The sequence below is a fragment of the Blastomonas sp. genome (assembly GCF_046294995.1).
In the GTDB taxonomy this organism is placed as follows: Bacteria; Pseudomonadota; Alphaproteobacteria; order Sphingomonadales; family Sphingomonadaceae; genus Blastomonas.
This window is the reverse complement of the sequence record NZ_JBKBOG010000004.1, coordinates 9112-28826: the sequence shown is the minus strand read 5'-3', so window position 1 is coordinate 28826 and position 19715 is coordinate 9112. Positions and strand designations below refer to the sequence as shown.

The following is a 19715-nucleotide window of genomic DNA, read 5'->3' as shown; positions in this document are numbered from 1 at the left end:
ATGGGCGCCTGGCCGATGTCATGCTTGAGTCCAAAACACCGGCTATCTTCAACTGCAGCAAGGGAGACCCAGCATGGCCTATGTAACCGCATCCGATGGTACGCAGATCTTCTACAAGGACTGGGGGCCGCGCGACGCGCAGCCGATCATGTTCCACCACGGCTGGCCACTGTCGTCCGACGACTGGGATGCGCAGATGCTGTTCTTCCTCGGCCACGGTTTCCGCGTCATCGCGCACGACCGGCGCGGGCATGGTCGGTCGGAGCAGGTGAGCGAGGGCCATGACATGGACCATTATGCCAGCGATGCCGCCGCCGTCACCGCGCATCTCGATCTGAAGAACGCGGTGCATATCGGCCATTCGACCGGTGGCGGCGAGGCCGCGCGGTATGTCGCGCAGCATGGCATTCCGCAGGGACGCGTTGCCAAGGCGGTGCTGGTCGCGGCGGTGCCGCCGATCATGCTCAAGACCGATCGCTATCCCGATGGTCTCGACATCGAGGTGTTCGATGGCTTCCGCAGCGCGCTCGCCGCAAACCGCGCCGCGTTCTTCCGCGATGTCGCATCGGGTCCGTTCTACGGCTTCAACCGCGAAGATGCGGAGCCCGACGAGGCGGTGGTCGAGAACTGGTGGCGGCAGGGCATGATGGGCAGCGCCAAGGCGCATTACGAAGGCATCAAGGCTTTCTCCGAAACCGACCAGACCGAAGACCTGCGCGCGATCACGGTGCCGACCCTGGTCCTGCACGGCGACGACGACCAGGTGGTGCCGTACAAGAACGCAGCGCTCCACCAGGCCGAATTGCTCCCCGATTGCGAGCTGAAGATCTACGAAGGCCTGTCGCACGGCATGCTGACGGTGAACGCCGACAAGCTCAACGCCGACATCCTGGCGTTCATCCGCAGCTGACCCGCGCTCCCCTGCCCGGTCCGGATTTGCGACGGACCGGGCGGACGAAGCTGCCAAGCCGCTGTTCTTTCTTTGTTCTTGACCCTATAGCGGAGGGATGAGCGAAAAACCGATTCTCGAAAAGCTGGCCATCCTTGCGGATGCGGCGAAATATGATGCCTCGTGCTCGTCGTCGGGAACGGTCAAACGCGATTCGACCGGCACCAAGGGCATCGGCTCGACCGGCGGGATGGGAATCTGCCACAGCTATGCTCCCGATGGCCGCTGCATCTCGCTGCTCAAGATCCTGCTCACCAATTTCTGCATTTACGATTGCCGATTCTGTATCAACCGCGCGTCGAGCAACGTGCCGCGTGCGCGGTTCAATCCGGCAGAGGTCGTGCGGTTGACGCTCGATTTCTACAAGCGCAACTATATCGAGGGGCTGTTCCTGTCCTCCGGCATCATCCGCTCGGAAGATTACACGATGGAGCAGCTTGTCGAGGTCGCGCGGTTGCTGCGCGAGGAGCACCGGTTCGGTGGCTATATCCATCTGAAGACCATCGCTGGCGCATCGCCCGAGCTGATCGCGCGTGCCGGGCTTTATGCCGACCGGCTCTCGACCAATGTCGAGCTGCCGACCGAAGCGGGATTGAAGAGCTTTGCGCCCGAAAAGACCTCGGCGACGATCCGTAAGACGATGGCCGGCGTTCGGGTCGGGCTCGACGATGCGGCCGAAGCCTCGCGCGGGCGGTTGCTCAAGAAAGCCAAGGCGCCACGCTTTGCGCCTGCGGGCCAGTCGACCCAGATGATCGTTGGCGCGGATGCCTCGCGCGATGACGATATCCTGCAATCGGCGACCAGCCTCTATTCGGGGTACAAGCTCCGCCGCGTCTATTACTCTGCCTACAGCCCGATCCCCGATGCGAGCAGCGACCTGCCCCCGGTACGCCCGCCATTGATCCGCGAGCATCGGCTGTACCAGGCCGACTGGCTGCTGCGTTTCTATGGATTTTCGCGCGCCGAGATCATGGAGGGCGCCGACGACGGCATGCTCGACCTGACCATCGACCCCAAGCTCGCCTGGGCGCTGCAGCGGCGCGAGGCGTTTCCGGTCGATATCAACCGCGCGCCGCGCGAGATGCTGCTACGCGTACCTGGCCTCGGCACCAAGGCGGTCGAGCGGATCATCATGGCACGCAGGCTGGGGGCGGTGCGGCTGGGCGATCTCGCCAAGCTGACCGCGTCGGTGAAGAAGGTGCTGCCGTTCATCACCACCCCCGACTGGCGGCCCGGCGGGCTGACCGACAGCGAAAACTTGCGCGCGCGCTTCGCCCCGCCGCCCGAGCAGATGAGCCTCGCGCTCTGAAGCCACGAACGATGCGCGAGATCATCCTCAACACCCCGGGCGACTTTGCCGAATGGCGCGATGCTGCGCGCACCCTGCTCGCCGCCGAAGTGCCGCCCGAGGATATCGTCTGGCGGCAGGCAGGCGAGAGTGCGTCGCTGTTTTCCGATACCGCGCCGCTGGTGCCGAAACGCGCGATCACCCTGCCCCGCGCGCTCGTAACCACGCTCGACCGCGTGGTCTGCCACCGCGACGCCAATGTGCCGACCCGGCTCTATACCATCGCCTGGCGCGCTCTGACCGATCGGCGGCTGCTCGAGCGGCGCACCGACGATGATGTCGACTGGCTCGCCAAGGCCGACAAGTCGATCCGCCGCGACCTGCACAAGATGCACGCCTTCGTCCGCTTTCGCAGGCTGGGCGAAGACGAGACCGGCCGCGAATCCTTCGCCGCCTGGTTCGAGCCCGAACACCGCATATTGCGGCTGGGCGCACCGTTCTTCCGCAAGCGCTTCTACGGCATGGACTGGGCGATTCTGACGCCGGACGCGCGCGCGATCTGGCAGAACGAGACACTCAGCTTCGGCCCCGGCGGCACCCGCGACGAGGTGCCCGACAGCGATGTCGTCGAGGACCAGTGGCGGATGTATTACGGATCGATCTTCAACCCCGCGCGAGTCAAGATCGCCGCGATGCGCGCCGAGATGCCCAAGAAATACTGGCACAACCTGCCCGAGGCGCAGGACATCGCCCCGCTGCTCGCAGGCGCCGGGGCGCGGGTCGAGCGGATGCGCGAAACCGCCGTTCAGCTCGCCAACCCCCGCAGCGACAAATGGCGCGTGCGCGGGGAGCCGGAGGCGGTGATGCCGGGCGAAACGGCGACGATCGAGGGTCTCGCGCGCGGCCTGCAGGCCTGCACCCGCTGCCCGATCCACTGCAACGCGACCCAGGCGGTCGCAGGCGAAGGCAAGGCGGACGCACGGATCATGCTGGTCGGCGAACAGCCCGGCAACCGCGAGGATCTGGAAGGCCGCCCGTTCGTCGGGCCTGCGGGCCAATTGCTCAATGAAGCGCTCGACGAGGCCGGGCTTGACCGCGCGCAACTGTACGTCACCAATGCGGTCAAGCACTTCAAGTTCGAACCGCGCGGCAAGCGGCGCCTGCACCAGAACCCGACTGCCGGCGAGATCGATATCTGCCGCTGGTGGCTCGATCAGGAGCGTGATCTGGTCAAGCCCGACATCATCGTTTCCTTGGGCGGCAGCGCGCTGCGCGGCCTGACTGGCAAGAGCGCGAGCATCAGCTCGATGCGCGGCAAACCGATTACGCTGGCAGGCGGTGAGCGGCTGGTGGCGACGGTGCACCCCTCGTTCCTGCTGCGGCTACCCGATCGCCAGCGCGCGGCGGTGGAACGCGCCGCATTCGTCGCCGATCTCGCCGTCGCGCGGTCGCTGGCCAAAGCCATCTCGGCGTGATTCAGTTTTATGCAACCCGCGCCACCCCAATGCGTAGGGGAGGCATGTTCACCCCAAGCAGCAATCAAGACCACCCGTTGGCACAGCGGTTTCGGGCCTTCATCAAGACTCCTCAGTTCCCCTGCGTCGGTGCCAAGTCTGCGCTGGCCAAGGGGCAGATGCGGATCATCGTCGGGCGCGATCTGCGCTCCGGCTGGGACGATCTGCGCATCCTGCCCTCGCTGATGGACATCGCGCAGGATTATGCGCGCGACCCCGTGCCGTTCCAGTCGCTCGCGGTGCTGTTCGAGGAAGACGCCGGGCTGACCGAGGAGCAGTTCGAACGGCATCTGTGGCAGCGCGTGCAGTCGCTGACCGACAAGGACGCATGGCTGGGACAGAAGCCCGACCCGCGCGTCAGCGCCGATCCCGACGACCCGCATTTCTCGCTGAGCTTCGGCGGCGAGGCCTTCTTCGTCGTCGGATTGCACCCAGGTGCCAGCCGCCCCGCGCGCCGCTTCGAGCGTCCGGCTTTGGTGTTCAACCTGCACGACCAGTTCGAGCAATTGCGCGCCAACGGACTGTACGAGAAATTGCGCGGCACGATCCTCGACCGCGACATCAAGCTGGCGGGCGACATCAATCCGATGCTCGCGGTCCACGGAACGATGTCGGAAGCGCGACAGTATAGCGGGCGGGCGGTCGACAATGCTTGGAAATGCCCGATGAGCCAGCGCAAGGTACCGCAAAATGCCTTCTGATTTCGTCCACGAAATCCCGCCGCGCTCGGGCACCGCGTTCGAGCTGCGCAAGGGCCAGACGCTGCGCGTCATCGACCCGCGCGGCGAGCAGGTGGCCGATCTGCTGGCGTTCAACCGCAGCGACATCCACGAGGTGATTTCCTCGGGCCGCACGCTCGATTACGCCAGCAGGATCTATCTGACGACGGGCGATCTGCTGTATTCCAACCGCAGCAACGTGATGCTGGAAATCACCGCCGACGAGGTCGGGCGGCACGATTTCCTGCTCACGCCGTGCTCGAAGGATACCTTTCGCATCATCTATGGCGATACCGATCCGCACCGCGGTTGCTTCGGCAATCTCGCTGCAGCGCTCGAGCCCTATGGCGTGACCGAGGACATGATCCCGATCGCGTTCAACTGCTTCATGAACGTGCCGGTCGATGGCGAAACCGGCGAACTGCGGGTCGATCCGCCGCGCAGCAAGGCTGGCGAGAGCGTGAGCTTCCTGGCGCATCAGGATCTGGTGATCGGGCTTACCGCGTGTTCGGCGCTGCAATCGAACAACGGATCGTTCAAGCCGATCGCTTATGAAATCCTCGACTGAGGACGAACGGCCGAGACGAGGGTTCAAGCGATCTTAACCGGGCTGGGTTAGGGCGGAGACATCGCCAATCTTGCCGGACCCTTTCGCTTCATGCAGCCCGTCGCCACACACGTCCGTTTTCTGCTGGGAGACCGGCCGGTGTTCGCTGCGACGCGGATGCTGGTGCCGGTGGCGTACGGCCTCAATGCGATCCTGCGCGATGCGCCGCTGGTGGCAGCGCCGCTGACCGACGCTGCCGATGGCTATCGCCTGCAATCGGCGCCGATCGGACGGATCGCGCAACTGGGCCGTGACTTTCCGGGGCTGATCGCCTCGCAGCCACAGATTTACGCGCGGCATTATATCGACATGGCGACCGGGCATGACGGTTATCTCGCCCAATTCTCGTCCAAGACCCGCGCAACGCTCAAGCGCAAGATGCGCAAGCTGGCCGATGCTGGCGGCGGTTCGCTCGATATCCGCAGCTATCACCGCCCCGACCAGATCGATGCATTCTTCGCAGCGGCGTTGCCGCTGTCCGAGCAGACCTATCAGGCACGGCTGCTCAATTCGGGCTTGCCCTGCAATGATGCCTTCCGCGCCGAGGCGCACAGGCTGGCAGGGTCGGACAATCTGCGCGCCTATATCCTGTTTCTGCAAGGTCGCGCGATCGCCTATCTGTATCTCCCGGTCGAAGATGACGTGTTGATCTATGCCTATCTCGGCTACGATCAGGCGAGCGCGCACCTGTCGCCGGGCACGGTGTTGCAGATGCACGCGCTCGAGCAATTGTTCGCCGAGCAGCGCTTTCGCTATTTCGATTTCACCGAAGGCGACGGCGCGCACAAAATGCTGTTCGGCACCGATCAGGTGCAGTGCGCGACGGTGTTCCTGCTCAAACCGACACTGGCCAACCGCGCCTTGCTCGCCGGGCAGCACGGCTTCAACACCGCGGTCGAAGGCACCGGCGCCTGGCTCGACCGCATCGGCGCGAAGGCGAAGATCAGGAAATTGCTGCGGGGGTGAGGCTAGCCAAACCGGCCCTTCAATCCTGAAGGCACGACCTTTCGGCTACCTCGGAACACACGTCCCTCGACTTCGCTCGGGACAGACGGAGGGGGGCAACGATCCGCATTTTGCCGGCCGCCCGTGTTCCCGAGCGAAGTCGAGAGACGTCGTGCAGCGCCTGCCCCAGGCTCCGCGACATCCGCCTGGCCACCGTCAAATCGCGACCATTCCCTCCAGCGCGACAAATTCGTTGAGGAAAAGCGTCGACAATATCCCCGCTTCGTACCGCATGCGGCTGACCGCCTGTTCGCCATAGCGCAGCACCGTGCGCACCAGATTGGTCGGCAGCCGGGTGAACGACTGCCGGGCATGCGGCTCGAGCGTGGCGAAGCCGACCGGCTCGAGCTGGCCATGCTTGGCGATGTTGCGGCACATCGCGTCGAAACGGCGGACGACGATGGGGTTGGCGCGGCTGCGATCGCGGCTGAGCAGCTCGAAGCTGTGGCTGACGATGGTGAAGCACGGCCAGCCATCGTCGGCGGCGTGGACCAGCGCATCGCGCATTTCCCAGGCGGACAACGCGCACAATTGCACCCCGCGGATGCTGCCCGGACGGTCCTCGATCACGCTCACCGGAATGATGCCGACGCCGAGGTGCTTGCTGAACGGCGGTGTGTGGACCGGCAGATCGATATCGCATTCGCCCGCCAGAAATGCCGGATTGAAGCTGCTGTCATACGGGATGCCGAGCGCGCTCAGCGCCCGCAGCGTGTTGTTGTTGGCGCCGAAGTTCCCTGCGCGAAAGGCCGTCGGCTTGGGCGCGCCCGCCATCATCAGCAGCGCGCGCGCCTGCTCGAGCAGGCGGATCTGGTCGTCGAGCGCGAAATCAGCGATGTTGCGGCCGCGCAGGTGCGCATATTCGTGATCGCGGGCAAATTCCAGCCATTCGGTGTGGATGTGCAGCTGCACCTCGTGCCCGCGCTTCAGGATCGGCTCGACGATCCGCGCCACCACGCCAGGGCCGTAGACCAGAGCGGGCATCGGATCGACGAAGAACACACCGGTCAATCCGGCGGCCTCCAGCCGGTCCATCTGGTAAAAAATTCCGTACTCGCCGTCGCGGCATTTGCCGGCGATCGAACTGTCGAAATTCTCCTGCGCGCTCGCACCCTCCTGATAGAGCTTGAGCGACAATTCGGTATCGACGGTGAACTGAACTCTGGTAACCATCATTCACTCTCTATGTCGAGGCGGTTAAGACCAGCTTACCGATGTCGCAGCACGGCAAGAAGTACACCCGAGGGCGGGCAAAGTCGATTCCATGTTAATTCGCTTTGTTTCGAAATGGGCCATTTCATAGTCCTTCTGCATTATACCGACAAGACGAGCTGCACCACCTGCGCGCCGACCAGCGGGTTTATTGCTAACAGTTTTCAATTGCAGAGATAATTCAGCTCGGGGGCTTTTTGACGGTTGAAATGGTTATGCAAGCGGCCTAGGCATGCCGACAAGGCGACGATTCAGGCCGGGGGAATCCGGTGCGCGCCACCTACAGGTCGTGAAACGGACACGCATAATGCCGGACTTCTGCTCAAGGAATGCGCACGCACCCACTCCACCCCGCGCTTTCGTGACAGGCAGCTTCGGCCGGAATTCATAACTTTCGCAAAAAGGATTGACCATGGCACGCAAGAAGATCGCGCTGATCGGCGCAGGCAACATCGGCGGAACGCTCGCGCACTTGGCTGCGCTCAAGGAACTGGGCGATGTCGTGCTGTTTGACGTGGTCGAAGGCGTGCCGCAGGGCAAGGCGCTCGATCTGTCGCAGTGCGGCCCGGTCGAAGGCTTTGACGCCAAGATCACCGGCACCAACGATTACGCCGATATTGCAGGCGCCGACGTCATCATCGTCACCGCAGGCGTTGCCCGCAAGCCGGGCATGAGCCGCGATGACCTGATCGGCATCAACCTCAAGGTCATGAAGGCCGTGGGCGAAGGCATCGCTGCCAACGCGCCCGACGCGTTTGTCATCTGCATCACCAACCCGCTCGACGCAATGGTTTGGGCGCTGCGCGAATTCTCCGGCCTGCCGCACCACATGGTCGTCGGCATGGCAGGCGTGCTCGACAGCGCGCGCTTCAGCCACTTCATCGCCGACGAGTTCCAGGTCTCGGTCCGCGACGTCAACACCTTCGTGCTCGGCGGCCATGGCGATACCATGGTGCCCGTGGTCCAGTATTCGACCGTTGCCGGCATCCCCGTTCCCGACCTGATCAAGCAGGGCCGCTCGACCAAGGAGCGCATCGACGAAATCGTCAAGCGTACCCGTGGCGGTGGCGGCGAGATCGTCGCATTGCTCAAGACCGGCTCGGCCTATTACGCACCCGCCACCAGCGGCATCGCGATGGCCGAAGCCTATCTGTCGGACCAGAAGCGCCTGCTGCCCTGCGCGGCCTATGTCGAAGGCAAGTATGGCCTTGATGGCCTGTATGTCGGCGTTCCGGTGATCATCGGCGCCGGCGGGGTCGAACAGATCGTCGAGATCGAACTCGACGACGAAGCCAAGGGCAACCTGCAGGTCTCGGTCGACGCGGTCAAGGAACTGCTCGACGCGTGTAAGGCGCTGGACTCGAGCCTTGGCTAACTTCGTCCGCCTGCCCTTGGCTCTAGCGGTTCTCGTTGGCACAGCGGCTCACGCCTCTGTGCCACCGCCGCTGATCTACTATACGTACCGGGCAGGCATGGATTGCATGTTGTCAGCATCGAAAAACGGCGCATCACGCGAGAGTTTTCAAGGGTCGGAAACCTGGATCGCATCTCCTGAAGGAGATCGATTTAATCACGGCACATTGCCTATCGCCGTGACCTTTCCACCTGACAAAGATGGCGTAACACGCATTTGTGTTGTTGAATCCGCTTTGGATACTGCAGCAGATCAGCAACAGCTCGAAAATTCGTTTTCGAAAGCATTAGGCCGTGGCGTCAAGCAAACCGACTCCAGCATCTGGATGAAAAAATCTGGCACCGTTACCCGCGGGCTTCAATTTTTCCCGGACACCAAATCTGACCAACCCAAAGTCCGTATTATCGGCGCAGCCTTTTAGGAGCTCTGAATGTCCATTCTCGTCAACAAGCACACCAAGGTGATCACGCAGGGCATGACCGGCGCGACCGGCACGTTCCACACCGAACAGGCCTTGGCCTATGGCACGCAGATGGTCGGCGGCGTGACCCCCGGCAAGGGCGGCACCACGCATATCGGCCTGCCCAATTTCAACACCGTTGCCGAAGCCAGGCATGCGACCGGCGCGACCGCCAGTTGCATCTATGTTCCGCCGCCGTTCGCCGCGGATTCGATCCTCGAGGCGATCGACGCCGGGATGGAGCTGATCGTGTGCATCACCGAAGGCATCCCCGTGCTCGACATGGTGCGCGTCAAGCGCGCTTTGGTCGGCAGCAAGTCGCGCCTCATCGGCCCCAACTGCCCCGGCGTGCTCACGCCCGACGAATGCAAGATCGGCATCATGCCCGGCAGTATCTTCAAAAAGGGTTCGGTCGGCGTGGTCTCGCGTTCGGGCACCTTGACCTATGAAGCCGTGCACCAGACAACTGCGGTTGGCCTGGGCCAGACCACGGCGGTCGGCATCGGCGGCGATCCGGTCAACGGCACCAACTTCATCGACGTGCTCGAGCTGTTCCTCGCCGATGACGAGACCACCTCGATCATCATGATCGGCGAAATCGGCGGCAGCGCCGAAGAAGAAGCCGCGCAGTTCATCAAGGACGAAGCCAAGCGCGGCCGCAGCAAGCCGATGGTCGGCTTCATCGCCGGCAAGACCGCACCTCCGGGCCGCCGCATGGGCCATGCAGGCGCGATCGTTTCGGGCGGCGAAGGCGGCGCGGACGACAAGATCGCGGCAATGGAAGCCGCCGGCATCCGCGTCTCGCCCTCACCCTCGCTGCTCGGCACCACGCTGGCGGAACTGCTCGAGACGGTTTGACGTAATCTTCCCTCTCCCTTCACGGGAGAGGGAAAGCATCGCGAAGCGATGCGAGGGAGAGGGCTGGGAGGACGACCGGTAGCGCGTTTTCCCCCTCTCCCAGCTTCGACTAGGGCACATACGTGCCCAAGTCTGCGCAACCCTCTCCCTCGGTGGGGAGAGGGGATATTGGGACGCTAGATTATGACCTACGACGCACATGATTTTGACCCTGCCGAAGCGCCCCAGGCGGGCCCGAGCTGGCAGCGCGACAATTGGCCGCTGGGCGATGGCGATGATCTGACCGCGGCGCTCGATCCGATGCAGATGCAGGCCGCAGTCAAGGCGGCGATCCGCGATGCAGGCAAGGGCGCTGGCAAGCCGATCGACGAGGCCGCGATCGCGCGCGCCGCAGACCGCTCGATCCGCGCGATGATGCTGATCCGCACCTACCGGGTGCGCGGCCATCTGGCAGCCGAGCTCGACCCGCTGGGTCTGTCGCAGCAGGAGCTCCCCGCCGATCTCACCCCCGAATATCACGGCTTCACCGCTGCCGAGATGGACGAAGAGGTGTTCCTGGGCGGCACGATGGGCTTCGACAAGGCCACCGTGCGCCAGCTGATCGACACCCTGCGCGCCAATTACTGCGGCAAGGTCGGGCTTGAATACATGCACATCTCGGACGTGGAGGAGCGCCGCTTCTTCCAGGACCGGATGGAAGGCGTCGACAAGAACATCGAGTTCACCGAGAACGGCAAGAAGGCGATCCTCTCCAAGGTGATCGAGGCCGAAACCTTCGAGAACTTCCTCGGTAAGAAATACGTCGGCACCAAGCGCTTCGGGCTCGACGGCGGCGAATCGATGATCCCAGCGCTCGAAGCGGTGATCAAGTATGGCGGCCAATTGGGCCTCAAGGAAATCGTCTATGGCATGCCGCATCGCGGCCGCCTCAACGTGCTCGCCAATGTCATGGCCAAGCCCTATCGCGTGATCTTCCACGAATTCTCGGGCGGCTCGGCCAACCCTGACGACGTCGGCGGATCGGGCGACGTGAAGTACCACCTCGGCACCAGCACCGACCGCGAGTTCGACGGTATCAGCGTCCATATGTCGCTGGTCCCCAACCCCTCGCACCTCGAGGCGGTCGATCCGGTCGTGCTCGGCAAGGTCCGCGCGCAGCAGGTCGTGCGCGACGATCTCGATCATCACACCCAGGTGCTGCCGGTTCTGCTGCACGGCGATGCGGCGTTTGCGGGTCAGGGGATCGTGTGGGAATGCCTCGGCTTCTCGGGCATCCGTGGCTACAACACCGGCGGCTGCATCCACTTCATCGTCAACAACCAGATCGGTTTCACGACCAGCCCGCAGTTCGCGCGCTCCTCGCCCTACCCTTCGGATGTCGCCAAGGGGGTGCAAGCCCCGATCCTGCACGTCAACGGCGACGATCCAGAGGCCGTGACCTTCGCCTGCAAGATGGCGATCGACTTCCGCCAGCGGTTCCATCGCGATGTCGTCATCGACATGTGGTGCTATCGCCGCTTCGGCCACAACGAGGGCGACGAACCAAGCTTCACCCAGCCGCTGATGTACGCCAAGATCCGCCAGCATCCGCGCGTCAGCAAGATCTATGGCGACCGGCTGATCGCGCAGGGCGTGGTGAGCCAGGACTGGATCGACGACACCGCCAAGACCTTCACCGACCATCTCGAGGTCGAGTTCGAGGCGGGCAAGAACTACAAGGCCAATAAGGCCGATTGGTTCGCCGGGCGCTGGTCGGGCTTGCACATGCCCGCCGACCCCGAAAGCGCGCGCCGCAACGTCGAGACCGGCATCGACAAGAAGTTGCTCGAGAGCCTTGGCCGCACGCTGACCACCGTCCCCGAAGGCCATGAGGTGCACAAGACCTTGCGCCGCGTGATCGACGCCAAGCGCGAGATGTTCGCCAAGGGCGAAGGCTTCGACTGGGCGACCGGCGAAGCGCTGGCGTTCGGGTCTCTGGTGTCGGAAGGCTATGCGGTCCGCCTCTCGGGCCAGGATTCGGGTCGCGGCACCTTCAGCCAGCGGCATGCGGTGTGGATCGATCAGAACTCCGGCGGCCGCTACCTGCCGCTCGAGCAGGTTCCGCACGGCCGGTTCGAGGTGCTCGACAGCCCCTTGTCCGAATATGGCGTGCTCGGTTTCGAGTACGGCTATGCGATGGCCGACCCCAAGACCCTGGTGCTGTGGGAAGCGCAGTTCGGCGATTTCGCCAACGGCGCGCAGATCATGATCGACCAGTTCATCGTCAGCGGCGAGGCCAAGTGGCTGCGCGCCAACGGTCTGGTGCTGCTGCTGCCGCATGGCATGGAAGGCCAGGGCCCCGAGCACAGCTCGGCGCGTCTCGAACGCTTCCTGCAGATGTGCGCGGGCGACAACATCCAGGTGTGCAACATCACGACGCCGGCCAACTACTTCCACGTGCTGCGCCGCCAGATGCACCGCCCGTTCCGCAAGCCGCTGGTGATCATGACGCCCAAGTCCTTGCTGCGGCACAAGATGGCGGTGTCGACGGCCAAGGACTTCGCCACCGGCAGCCATTTCATGCGCATCCTGTCCGATCCCAAGCAGCCCGACGACAAGGACGTCAAGCGTCTGGTGCTGTGCTCGGGCAAGGTCGCGTTCGATCTGATGGAAGCGCGCGATGCCGCAGGCGATACCGAAACCGCGATCATCCGGCTCGAGCAGCTCTATCCCTTCCCGGGTGACCCGTTGACCATCCGCCTCAAGCGCATGGTCAATCTCGAGGACGTCGTCTGGGCGCAGGAAGAGGCCAAGAACAACGGCAGCTGGTTCTTCGTCGAGCCGTTCATCGAGGAGTGCCTTGCCGATGCGGGCGTCGCGCCGAAGCGGCCGCGCTATGCCGGCCGGATCGCGGCGGCATCCCCCGCCACGGGGCTGGCCAAGCGGCACCAGGTCGAACAGGGCGCGCTGATCGCAGACGCGCTGGGCCATGATGTCCGCGATGAAATCCGCCGTCAGCGCGGCAGCTGATCGCCGCAGAGAATACAGTCGTTTCCGCCCGTCACAACGCGGGCAAAGTTGAAGGTTTGAGACCCATGAGCATCGAAGTCAAAGTCCCCGTCCTGGGTGAATCGATCAGCGAAGCCACCATCGGCGAGTGGCTGAAGCAGCCCGGCGATACCGTGGCCGCCGATGAGCCGATCGCCAGCCTGGAAACCGACAAGGTCGCGGTCGAAGTGCCTGCGCCGTCCGCCGGCGTGATGGGCCAGCAGATGTATGCCGCCGGCGACACCGTGCAGGTCGGCGCATTGCTGGCGATGATCGAGGCGGCTGGCAGCGGCGGATCGTCGGCGCCCGCATCCTCGCCCGCGCCTGCTCCGGCTGCCGCCAAGGCCGACCCCGCGCCTGCCGCGTCGGCGCCTTCGCCCGCCCCCTCGCCCGCGCCTTCTGGCGAACCTGTCAGCCTGTCGCCTGCGGTGCGCCGTCTGGTGCTCGAGCATGGGCTTGACCCGACCAGCATCAAGGGCACCGGCAAGGATGGCCGCCTGACCAAGGAAGACGTGCTCGCCGCGGCCGAAACCGCCAAGGCCGCGCCTGCTCCCGCCGCTGCCCCCGCACCCGCCGCCGCCAAGCCTGCAGCCAGCGGCGAAGCCGGTCGCGAGACCGAGCGCGTGCGCATGACCCGCATCCGCCAGACGATCGCGCGCCGCCTCAAGGAGGCGCAGGATACCGCCGCGATGCTGACGACGTTCAACGACGTCGACATGACCGCGGTGATCGAGGCGCGCGCCAAGTACAAGGATCTGTTCGAGAAGAAGCACGGTATCCGGCTGGGCTTCATGGGCTTCTTCGCCAAGGCCGCGTGCCTGGCGCTCAAGGATGTCCCGTCGGTCAATGCGCAGATCGAGGGCGACGAAATTGTCTATCACAACTACGCCGACATCTCGGTCGCGGTCAGCGCGCCGAACGGCCTGGTCGTGCCGGTCATCCGCAATGCCGAGACGCTGTCGTTTGCCGGCATCGAAAAGACCATCGCCGATTTCGGCAAGCGCGCCAAGGACGGCACGCTCAAGATGGACGAGATGATGGGCGGCACGTTCACCATCTCGAACGGCGGCGTCTTCGGTTCGCTGATGTCGACCCCGATCATCAACCCCCCGCAGAGCGCGGTCCTCGGCCTCCACCGCATCGACCAGCGTCCGGTCGTGATGCCCGACGGCTCGATCGCCGCCCGCCCGATGATGTATCTGGCGCTCAGCTACGACCACCGCCTGATCGATGGCCGCGAGGCTGTGACGTTCCTGGTGCGTATCAAGGAAGCGATCGAGGATCCCACGCGGTTGCTGATTGATCTTTGATTTCGTGTCCGGCGTGAGCAGGAAAACGAAATTCCTGCTCTCGTCACCCCCGCGCAGGCGGGGGTCCCGCTTTTTCTCTCCGGCAGCGCAAAGCGGGATTCCCGCGTTCGCGGGAATGACGGGGATGGAATTGCAAACGTAGCCCGGTTAAATCCGGCGCACGATGGAGTTTGAAAATGGCTGACTATGATTTCGACGTTCTGGTGATCGGTTCCGGTCCCGGCGGTTATGTCGCCGCGATCCGGGCGGCGCAGCTTGGCCTCAAGACCGCGTGCGTCGAGAGCCGCGAGACGCTGGGCGGCACCTGCCTGAATGTCGGCTGCATCCCGTCCAAGGCGATGCTGCACGCGTCCGAACTGTTCGAGGAAGCCGCCAGCGGCAAGCTCGCCAAATTGGGCATCAAGGGCTCGGGCGAGCTCGACCTCGAGACCATGCACGCGCAGCGGCGCGATGCCGTAAAAGGTCTCACCGGCGGAATCGCGTTCCTGTTCAAGAAGAACAAGGTCGAGTGGATCAAGGGCCGCGCCGCGTTCACCGGCACCGATACGGTCGATGTCGGTGGCAAGAGCTATCGCGCCAAGAACATCGTCATCGCCACCGGATCGTCGGTCACCCCGCTGCCCGGAATCACGGTTGATAACGAGAGCCAAATCATCGTCGATTCGACCGGCGCGCTCGAGCTTGCCAAGGTCCCCGATCACATGGTCGTCATCGGCGGCGGCGTGATCGGGCTCGAGCTCGGATCGGTGTGGAAGCGCCTCGGCGCCAAGGTCACCGTGGTCGAGTATCTCGACATGATCCTGCCCGGCATGGACGGCGAAATCCGCAAGGAATCGCTCAAGCTGTTCAAGAAGCAGGGGATCGAGTTCAAGCTGTCGACCAAGGTCACCGGCGCTGAAGTCAAGGATGGCAAGGCCATGCTCTCGGTCGAGCCTTCGGCGGGCGGCGATGCCGAAACCATCGAGGCCGACGTCGTTCTGGTCTCGATCGGCCGTCGTCCCAACACCGATGGGCTCGCGCTCGACAAGGCGGGGCTCGCCGTCAATGGCCGCGGACAGATCGAGATCGAGCATGATTTCAGCACCGCGGTCCCCGGCATCTGGGCGATCGGCGATGTCGTTCCCGGACCCATGCTGGCGCACAAGGCCGAGGACGAGGGCATTGCGGTCGCCGAGAACATCGCAGGCCTCACCGGAATCGTGAACCACGACATCATCCCGAGCGTGGTCTACACCATGCCCGAGATCGCGGGCGTCGGCCTCACCGAAGAGCAGGCCAAGGAGCGTGGCGAAATCAAGGTCGGCAAGTTCCCGATGATGGCCAACTCGCGCGCCAAGACCAACCACGAGGGCGACGGGATGGTCAAGGTGATCGCCGATGCCAAGACTGACCGCATCCTGGGCGTATGGATCATCGCCTCGCTCGGCGGCACGATGATCGCGCAGGCCGCCCAGGCGATGGAGTTCGGCGGCACGTCCGAAGACATCGCCTACACCTGCCACGCCCACCCCACGCACAGCGAGGCGCTCAAGGAAGCCGCGATGGCGGTGCAGGGCAAGCCGATCCACATCTGATCGACCTCTCCCTCACCTAAAAGCCCTCCCCCTCGATTGGGAGGGTTGGGTGGGGGTGATCCCTCCGGATTGTACGAATGCTGCGTCGCTGCGCCCAGCCGCACCCTCACCCTCACCGCTGCAACTAGGCAGCAAGCTGCCAAGTGTCGCTGCCTCTCCCATCAAGGGAGGGGCCATTGGAAGGAACCTCTCCCCTCAAGCGAGAGGCGGACGTACGGCGCACGGGCGGGCGGCGCTTGCAACGATCAGCGGCGGTGCTGCGTAAGGTTGGGGTAACCCCAACAAAGGAACACGCCATGAAGCCCATGATCGCAGGCCAGGCTGCCATTGCCGCAGTCGCCGCCCTTCTTATGACCACCCCCGCACTTGCGGACAACGACACGCCGACGGCCCAGGAGCGCGCGGGCGTGATCGCCGCGCTGAAAAAGGTCGGCTGCACCAACCCGACCGAAATCGAGCGCGAGGATGGCGGATTCGAAGCCGACAACGCCAAATGCAAGGATGGCGTCTACGATTTCAAGCTGTCGCGTGACTACAAGATCATCAGCCGCGAACGCGAGGATTGATCGAGCACAGGTTCCATGCAGTGCACCGTGCCCCGCGCAAGCAGGCGGTGTATTGCATGAAACCTGCTCCGAGGCCTGGTGACGAATTGGGTCACCCCGCCTGAATCTGCTTCCATTGCGGCAAACGTGCGCTAATCGGCACGGATGACCAGTCCGCTCCTGTCCGGCCAGCTCGGCCCGGCCTTCGATCTCGGCATGATATTCAGCGTGCTCGACATGTTCGGGATCGCGGTGTTTGCCGCATCGGGCGCGCTGGCGGCGGCGGCCAAGCGGCAGACCTTTGTCACCTTCACCTTCTTCGCACTCGTCACCGGGGTCGGCGGCGGGACGGTGCGCGATCTGCTGATCGGCGCGCCGGTGTTCTGGATCGTCAATTCGTCGGTGCTGGTCGTGGTGCTCGCGGTCTCGGTGCTGCTGTGGATCACGCCGCAACGCTGGTGGCAGGGGCGGATGCTCGACTGGTTCGATGCGGTGGGATTGGGTGCGTACGGCGTGTTCGGCGCGGCCAAGGCGATGCAATATGGCGTCGACCCGCTGCCTGCGGTGATGATGGGGGTGATCACCGCGTGCGTCGGCGGCATTATCCGCGACGTGCTGGCGGGCGTGCCCTCGATCATCCTGCGGCCCGAGCTTTACGTCACCGCCGCCGCGCTGGCATCCGGCTCGTATGTCGGGCTGCGGCTGATCGCAGTCGACCGCCCCGTCGCCGCGGTCATCGCGGCGATCGCTGGGTTCGCGTTGCGTGGTCTTGCGATCCGCTACAACATCGCGCTGCCCGCCTATCGCGGCGGCGGCCAGCCCGAGGACTGACGCGATGGCATTCAGGCTGAGGTGCCGGTCGATGGGTTAATGGGAATATCGATCCTGATCGGGATCATGTTATTACCCCTGCGGCGCGCGAAGGGGCGCAGCGCGCCGCAGGGGTGGAAGCCAGGCGAAAGGGCGTGATTGGCACCCCGCCACCCGGCAAAGGCATTGGTTATTCAGGCAGATACGGGTCCGCGCCGTTGCGATAGCCGTAATCGTCGTCGTCCGGATACGGTGCATAGGAAGGGTCGCCAGGATTGCCGTAGTCCTGCCCGCCATAGGCCTGTCCGCCGTAATTCGGCCCGCCATAGTTTGGCCCGCCATAATTCTGGCCATCCGCGCCCCAGGCGCCGTTGGCACGGTTGAAGCGGACGTAATCGATCCGGCCAAAGCTGATGCCGCAGGTGAAGCTGTCGACGCCGGCATTGCGCGACCCGACCAGCCCTTCAACGCGCCAGCCATTGCCTTCGCGCACGACATTGTCGATCCGCTCGATCCGCGAGCCCAGACCCGATTGCGCCGCTGCCGCCGCGCCACACTGGCTGGAGGCCGAGCGGACATCGTCGTTATAGCTGTAGCGGTCATTGGGTCCGCGCCGGTTGGCGCTGTTGGTTGCGGCGCTGGCGACGGCGGCAATGCCACCGATGATCAGCGCGCCTGCAAGGATATCTCCGCCATCGATGCCGCGGTTGCGCCCGCGCCAGCCGCGGTTGTTCCATCCGCCGCGCCACTGCTCGGCCTGCTCGTCGCGCTGATCCCATGCGAGATCGGCCAGCGCCGAATAATCCGCCGAATAGTCCGAGGTGCCAACGGGCGCCTGCACCGGTGCGGCCATCGCTGGCGCAAAGCCGGTTGCCATCATCGCACCCACTGCACCCAGGCCTGTCAAAGCTTTCAGCATGTCATTTGCCTTTCAAGTCAATGGTCCAGCTGCGGTGGGCTGTACCGTGTTTAACCGATTGTTTAGGCGGTTCAGCCTGTCGCCACGCTGAACCGCCCGGGAGCCCGGTGGGCGAGTGTCGTCTTAGCGAAAGTTGCCGAGTCCGCTAAAACGCACGTCACGCACCCGGCCCCGATCCACGAAGCAGGTGAAATTTCCTCTGTTGAGCCTGACGCGGGGGCCCCGCGGCTGCTCGACCGCGACCCGTCCGCGGACCTGATAGCCAAAGCGGGTATCGTTGACCCGGCGGATATCGGTGACCTGGCCAAAGCGGCCAAAGCGGCGCAGATCCGCCTGCACCGCGCGGGTGCACTGGTTGACGGCTTGCGTAGGGCCGCCACGCGCAAATCCGGGACCACCGCCCCAGCGTTGCGCTTCGGCAGGGCTGGCGAATATGGCAGCGGAGCCGAGGGCGGCGATGCCAAGCAACGTTTTTACGAACATCAAAGTCTCCTCCATCTGGTTCCGATCGCCGACCTGTCCGGCGTCACAATGGAGGGGATAGCGAGTCGCCGCTGTGGCAAGCCTGAACTGGGCTGACAGCGTTCGTTCAGGATAATGGCGCCTTAAATGAACATCCCGGCCATAAGGTGGATGCCGAGCGCGAGCAAGGCCGACAGCGCAAGCACCTCGACCACCGATCGCCGCAGCACCATCAGCATCACGCCCGCCAGCAGCGCCAGCGCCAGTGCAACCGCATCGAGCGTCGCGAGATCGGGCCAGTAAACCCGCAACGGACCGAAACCGAGCTGGCCGACCTCGCCGAAGACTACGTGCAGCCCAAACCACAGGCTGAGGTTGGCGATCACCCCGACCACCGCAGCGGTGACCGCCGCAAGCGCGCCCTTGAGCCGCCGGGCATGCTGCAGCCGGTCGATCCAGGGCGCGAAGGTGAATATCCACAGGAAGCACGGCGCGAAGGTCACCCACACGGTCAGCAGCGCGCCTAGGATGCCCGCGACCAGCGGCGCGAATGGCGCGGCATCGCGATAGGCGGCGATGAAGCCGACGAACTGCGTGACCAGGATCAGCGGCCCCGGCGTGGTCTCGGCCATTCCCAGCCCATCGACCATCTCGCCCGCATTCAGCCAGCCAAAGCCCTGCACCGCCTCCTGCGCCATATAGGCGAGCACCGCATAGGCGCCGCCGAACGACACCAAGGCCAGCTGCGAGAAGAACAGCCCGATATCGACCAGCACGTGATCGCGCCCGAGCACCGCCCATGCGAGGACCAGCGGCGCGGCCCAGAGCACTGCCCAGCCCGCGACGGTGCGTGCGGTTGCAGCAATCGACGGGCGCGGCGCGCGGTCAGGCATCGGCGCGTCGCCCGGCACATGCAGCAGGCCCGGCCGCCACGACGCAACCAGCAATCCGGCCAGCCCCGAGCCCAGCACCACGAGCGGAAACGGCAGATCGAAAAAGAACAATGCGACAAAGGCCAGCACCGCCAGCGCGCGCTTGAACG

18 protein-coding genes are annotated in these 19715 nt (G+C 64.4%); 14 read left to right on the top strand and 4 right to left on the bottom strand.

Annotated elements, in window-relative coordinates:
- The first annotated feature begins 73 nt into the window (after positions 1-73).
- The 6 genes from ACK4R0_RS07115 (at position 74) to ACK4R0_RS07090 (ending at position 6043) form a co-directional block, all read left to right on the top strand.
- A complete protein-coding gene (locus ACK4R0_RS07115; RefSeq protein WP_409672330.1) occupies positions 74-910 on the top strand; it encodes an alpha/beta fold hydrolase in 837 nt (278 codons plus the stop codon).
- Between the two features lie 97 nt (positions 911-1007).
- Positions 1008-2258 carry a putative DNA modification/repair radical SAM protein gene (locus ACK4R0_RS07110; protein ID WP_409672328.1) on the top strand — a complete coding sequence of 417 codons (1251 nt, stop codon included), beginning with the start codon at positions 1008-1010 and terminating at the stop codon, positions 2256-2258.
- Positions 2259-2269: 11 nt separating this feature from the next.
- Positions 2270-3712 (top strand): UdgX family uracil-DNA binding protein, encoded by a 1443-nt coding sequence (locus tag ACK4R0_RS07105; protein ID WP_409672326.1) that lies wholly within the window; start codon positions 2270-2272, stop codon positions 3710-3712.
- A gap of 44 nt (positions 3713-3756) precedes the next feature.
- Positions 3757-4452, top strand: coding sequence for a guanitoxin biosynthesis heme-dependent pre-guanitoxin N-hydroxylase GntA (gntA, locus tag ACK4R0_RS07100; protein ID WP_409672323.1), 696 nt, complete (start codon positions 3757-3759; stop codon positions 4450-4452).
- Positions 4442-5038: a DUF1989 domain-containing protein gene (locus tag ACK4R0_RS07095; RefSeq protein ID WP_409672320.1), complete on the top strand. Its 597-nt coding sequence runs from the start codon at positions 4442-4444 to the stop codon at positions 5036-5038. Before gntA ends, ACK4R0_RS07095 begins: the two co-directional genes overlap by 11 nt.
- A gap of 90 nt (positions 5039-5128) precedes the next feature.
- Complete coding sequence (locus tag ACK4R0_RS07090) at positions 5129-6043, top strand: GNAT family N-acetyltransferase (protein ID WP_409672317.1); 915 nt, start codon at positions 5129-5131, stop codon at positions 6041-6043.
- 195 nt (positions 6044-6238) lie between these two features.
- On the opposite strand, the gene ACK4R0_RS07085 is transcribed toward ACK4R0_RS07090, so the two are convergent.
- Complete coding sequence (locus ACK4R0_RS07085; protein ID WP_409672314.1) at positions 6239-7258, bottom strand: polysaccharide deacetylase family protein; 1020 nt, start codon at positions 7256-7258, stop codon at positions 6239-6241.
- A gap of 448 nt (positions 7259-7706) precedes the next feature.
- Here ACK4R0_RS07085 and mdh point away from each other — a divergent pair, with 448 nt between their 5' ends.
- The 8 genes from mdh to ACK4R0_RS07045 all read left to right on the top strand — a co-directional run bounded on the left by mdh (position 7707) and on the right by ACK4R0_RS07045 (position 17313).
- Complete coding sequence (gene mdh, locus ACK4R0_RS07080) at positions 7707-8669, top strand: malate dehydrogenase (protein WP_409672311.1); 963 nt, start codon at positions 7707-7709, stop codon at positions 8667-8669.
- Positions 8662-9129, top strand: coding sequence for a hypothetical protein (locus ACK4R0_RS07075; protein WP_409672308.1), 468 nt, complete (start codon positions 8662-8664; stop codon positions 9127-9129). The genes mdh and ACK4R0_RS07075 overlap by 8 nt, the downstream gene beginning before the upstream one ends.
- A 9-nt stretch (positions 9130-9138) precedes the next feature.
- On the top strand, positions 9139-10026 hold the full coding sequence (gene sucD / locus ACK4R0_RS07070) for a succinate--CoA ligase subunit alpha (protein ID WP_409672306.1): 888 nt from the start codon (positions 9139-9141) through the stop codon (positions 10024-10026).
- A 183-nt stretch (positions 10027-10209) separates the two neighbouring features.
- Entirely contained in the window at positions 10210-13035 is a 2826-nt protein-coding gene (locus ACK4R0_RS07065; protein ID WP_409672303.1) for a 2-oxoglutarate dehydrogenase E1 component, read from the top strand.
- A gap of 65 nt (positions 13036-13100) precedes the next feature.
- Positions 13101-14363 (top strand): 2-oxoglutarate dehydrogenase complex dihydrolipoyllysine-residue succinyltransferase, encoded by a 1263-nt coding sequence (odhB, locus tag ACK4R0_RS07060; RefSeq protein WP_409672301.1) that lies wholly within the window; start codon positions 13101-13103, stop codon positions 14361-14363.
- 176 nt (positions 14364-14539) lie between these two features.
- Positions 14540-15937 carry a dihydrolipoyl dehydrogenase gene (gene lpdA, locus ACK4R0_RS07055; protein ID WP_409672298.1) on the top strand — a complete coding sequence of 466 codons (1398 nt, stop codon included), beginning with the start codon at positions 14540-14542 and terminating at the stop codon, positions 15935-15937.
- A gap of 296 nt (positions 15938-16233) precedes the next feature.
- The gene (locus tag ACK4R0_RS07050; RefSeq protein WP_409672295.1) at positions 16234-16503 is read left to right on the top strand and encodes a PepSY domain-containing protein; all 270 of its coding nucleotides are present in this window, start codon (positions 16234-16236) and stop codon (positions 16501-16503) included.
- A 144-nt stretch (positions 16504-16647) separates the two neighbouring features.
- The gene (locus tag ACK4R0_RS07045) at positions 16648-17313 is read left to right on the top strand and encodes a trimeric intracellular cation channel family protein (RefSeq protein ID WP_409672292.1); all 666 of its coding nucleotides are present in this window, start codon (positions 16648-16650) and stop codon (positions 17311-17313) included.
- Positions 17314-17482: 169 nt separating this feature from the next.
- Here the strand turns inward: ACK4R0_RS07045 and ACK4R0_RS07040 are convergent, their stop codons facing one another.
- From ACK4R0_RS07040 to ACK4R0_RS07030, 3 genes are all read right to left on the bottom strand, one after another.
- Positions 17483-18211 (bottom strand): hypothetical protein, encoded by a 729-nt coding sequence (locus ACK4R0_RS07040; RefSeq protein ID WP_409672289.1) that lies wholly within the window; start codon positions 18209-18211, stop codon positions 17483-17485.
- A 123-nt stretch (positions 18212-18334) separates the two neighbouring features.
- Positions 18335-18694 (bottom strand): hypothetical protein, encoded by a 360-nt coding sequence (locus ACK4R0_RS07035; RefSeq protein ID WP_409672287.1) that lies wholly within the window; start codon positions 18692-18694, stop codon positions 18335-18337.
- 122 nt (positions 18695-18816) lie between these two features.
- The coding region (locus ACK4R0_RS07030; protein ID WP_409672284.1) for a chromate transporter at positions 18817-19715 on the bottom strand (899 nt) is incomplete at its 5' end.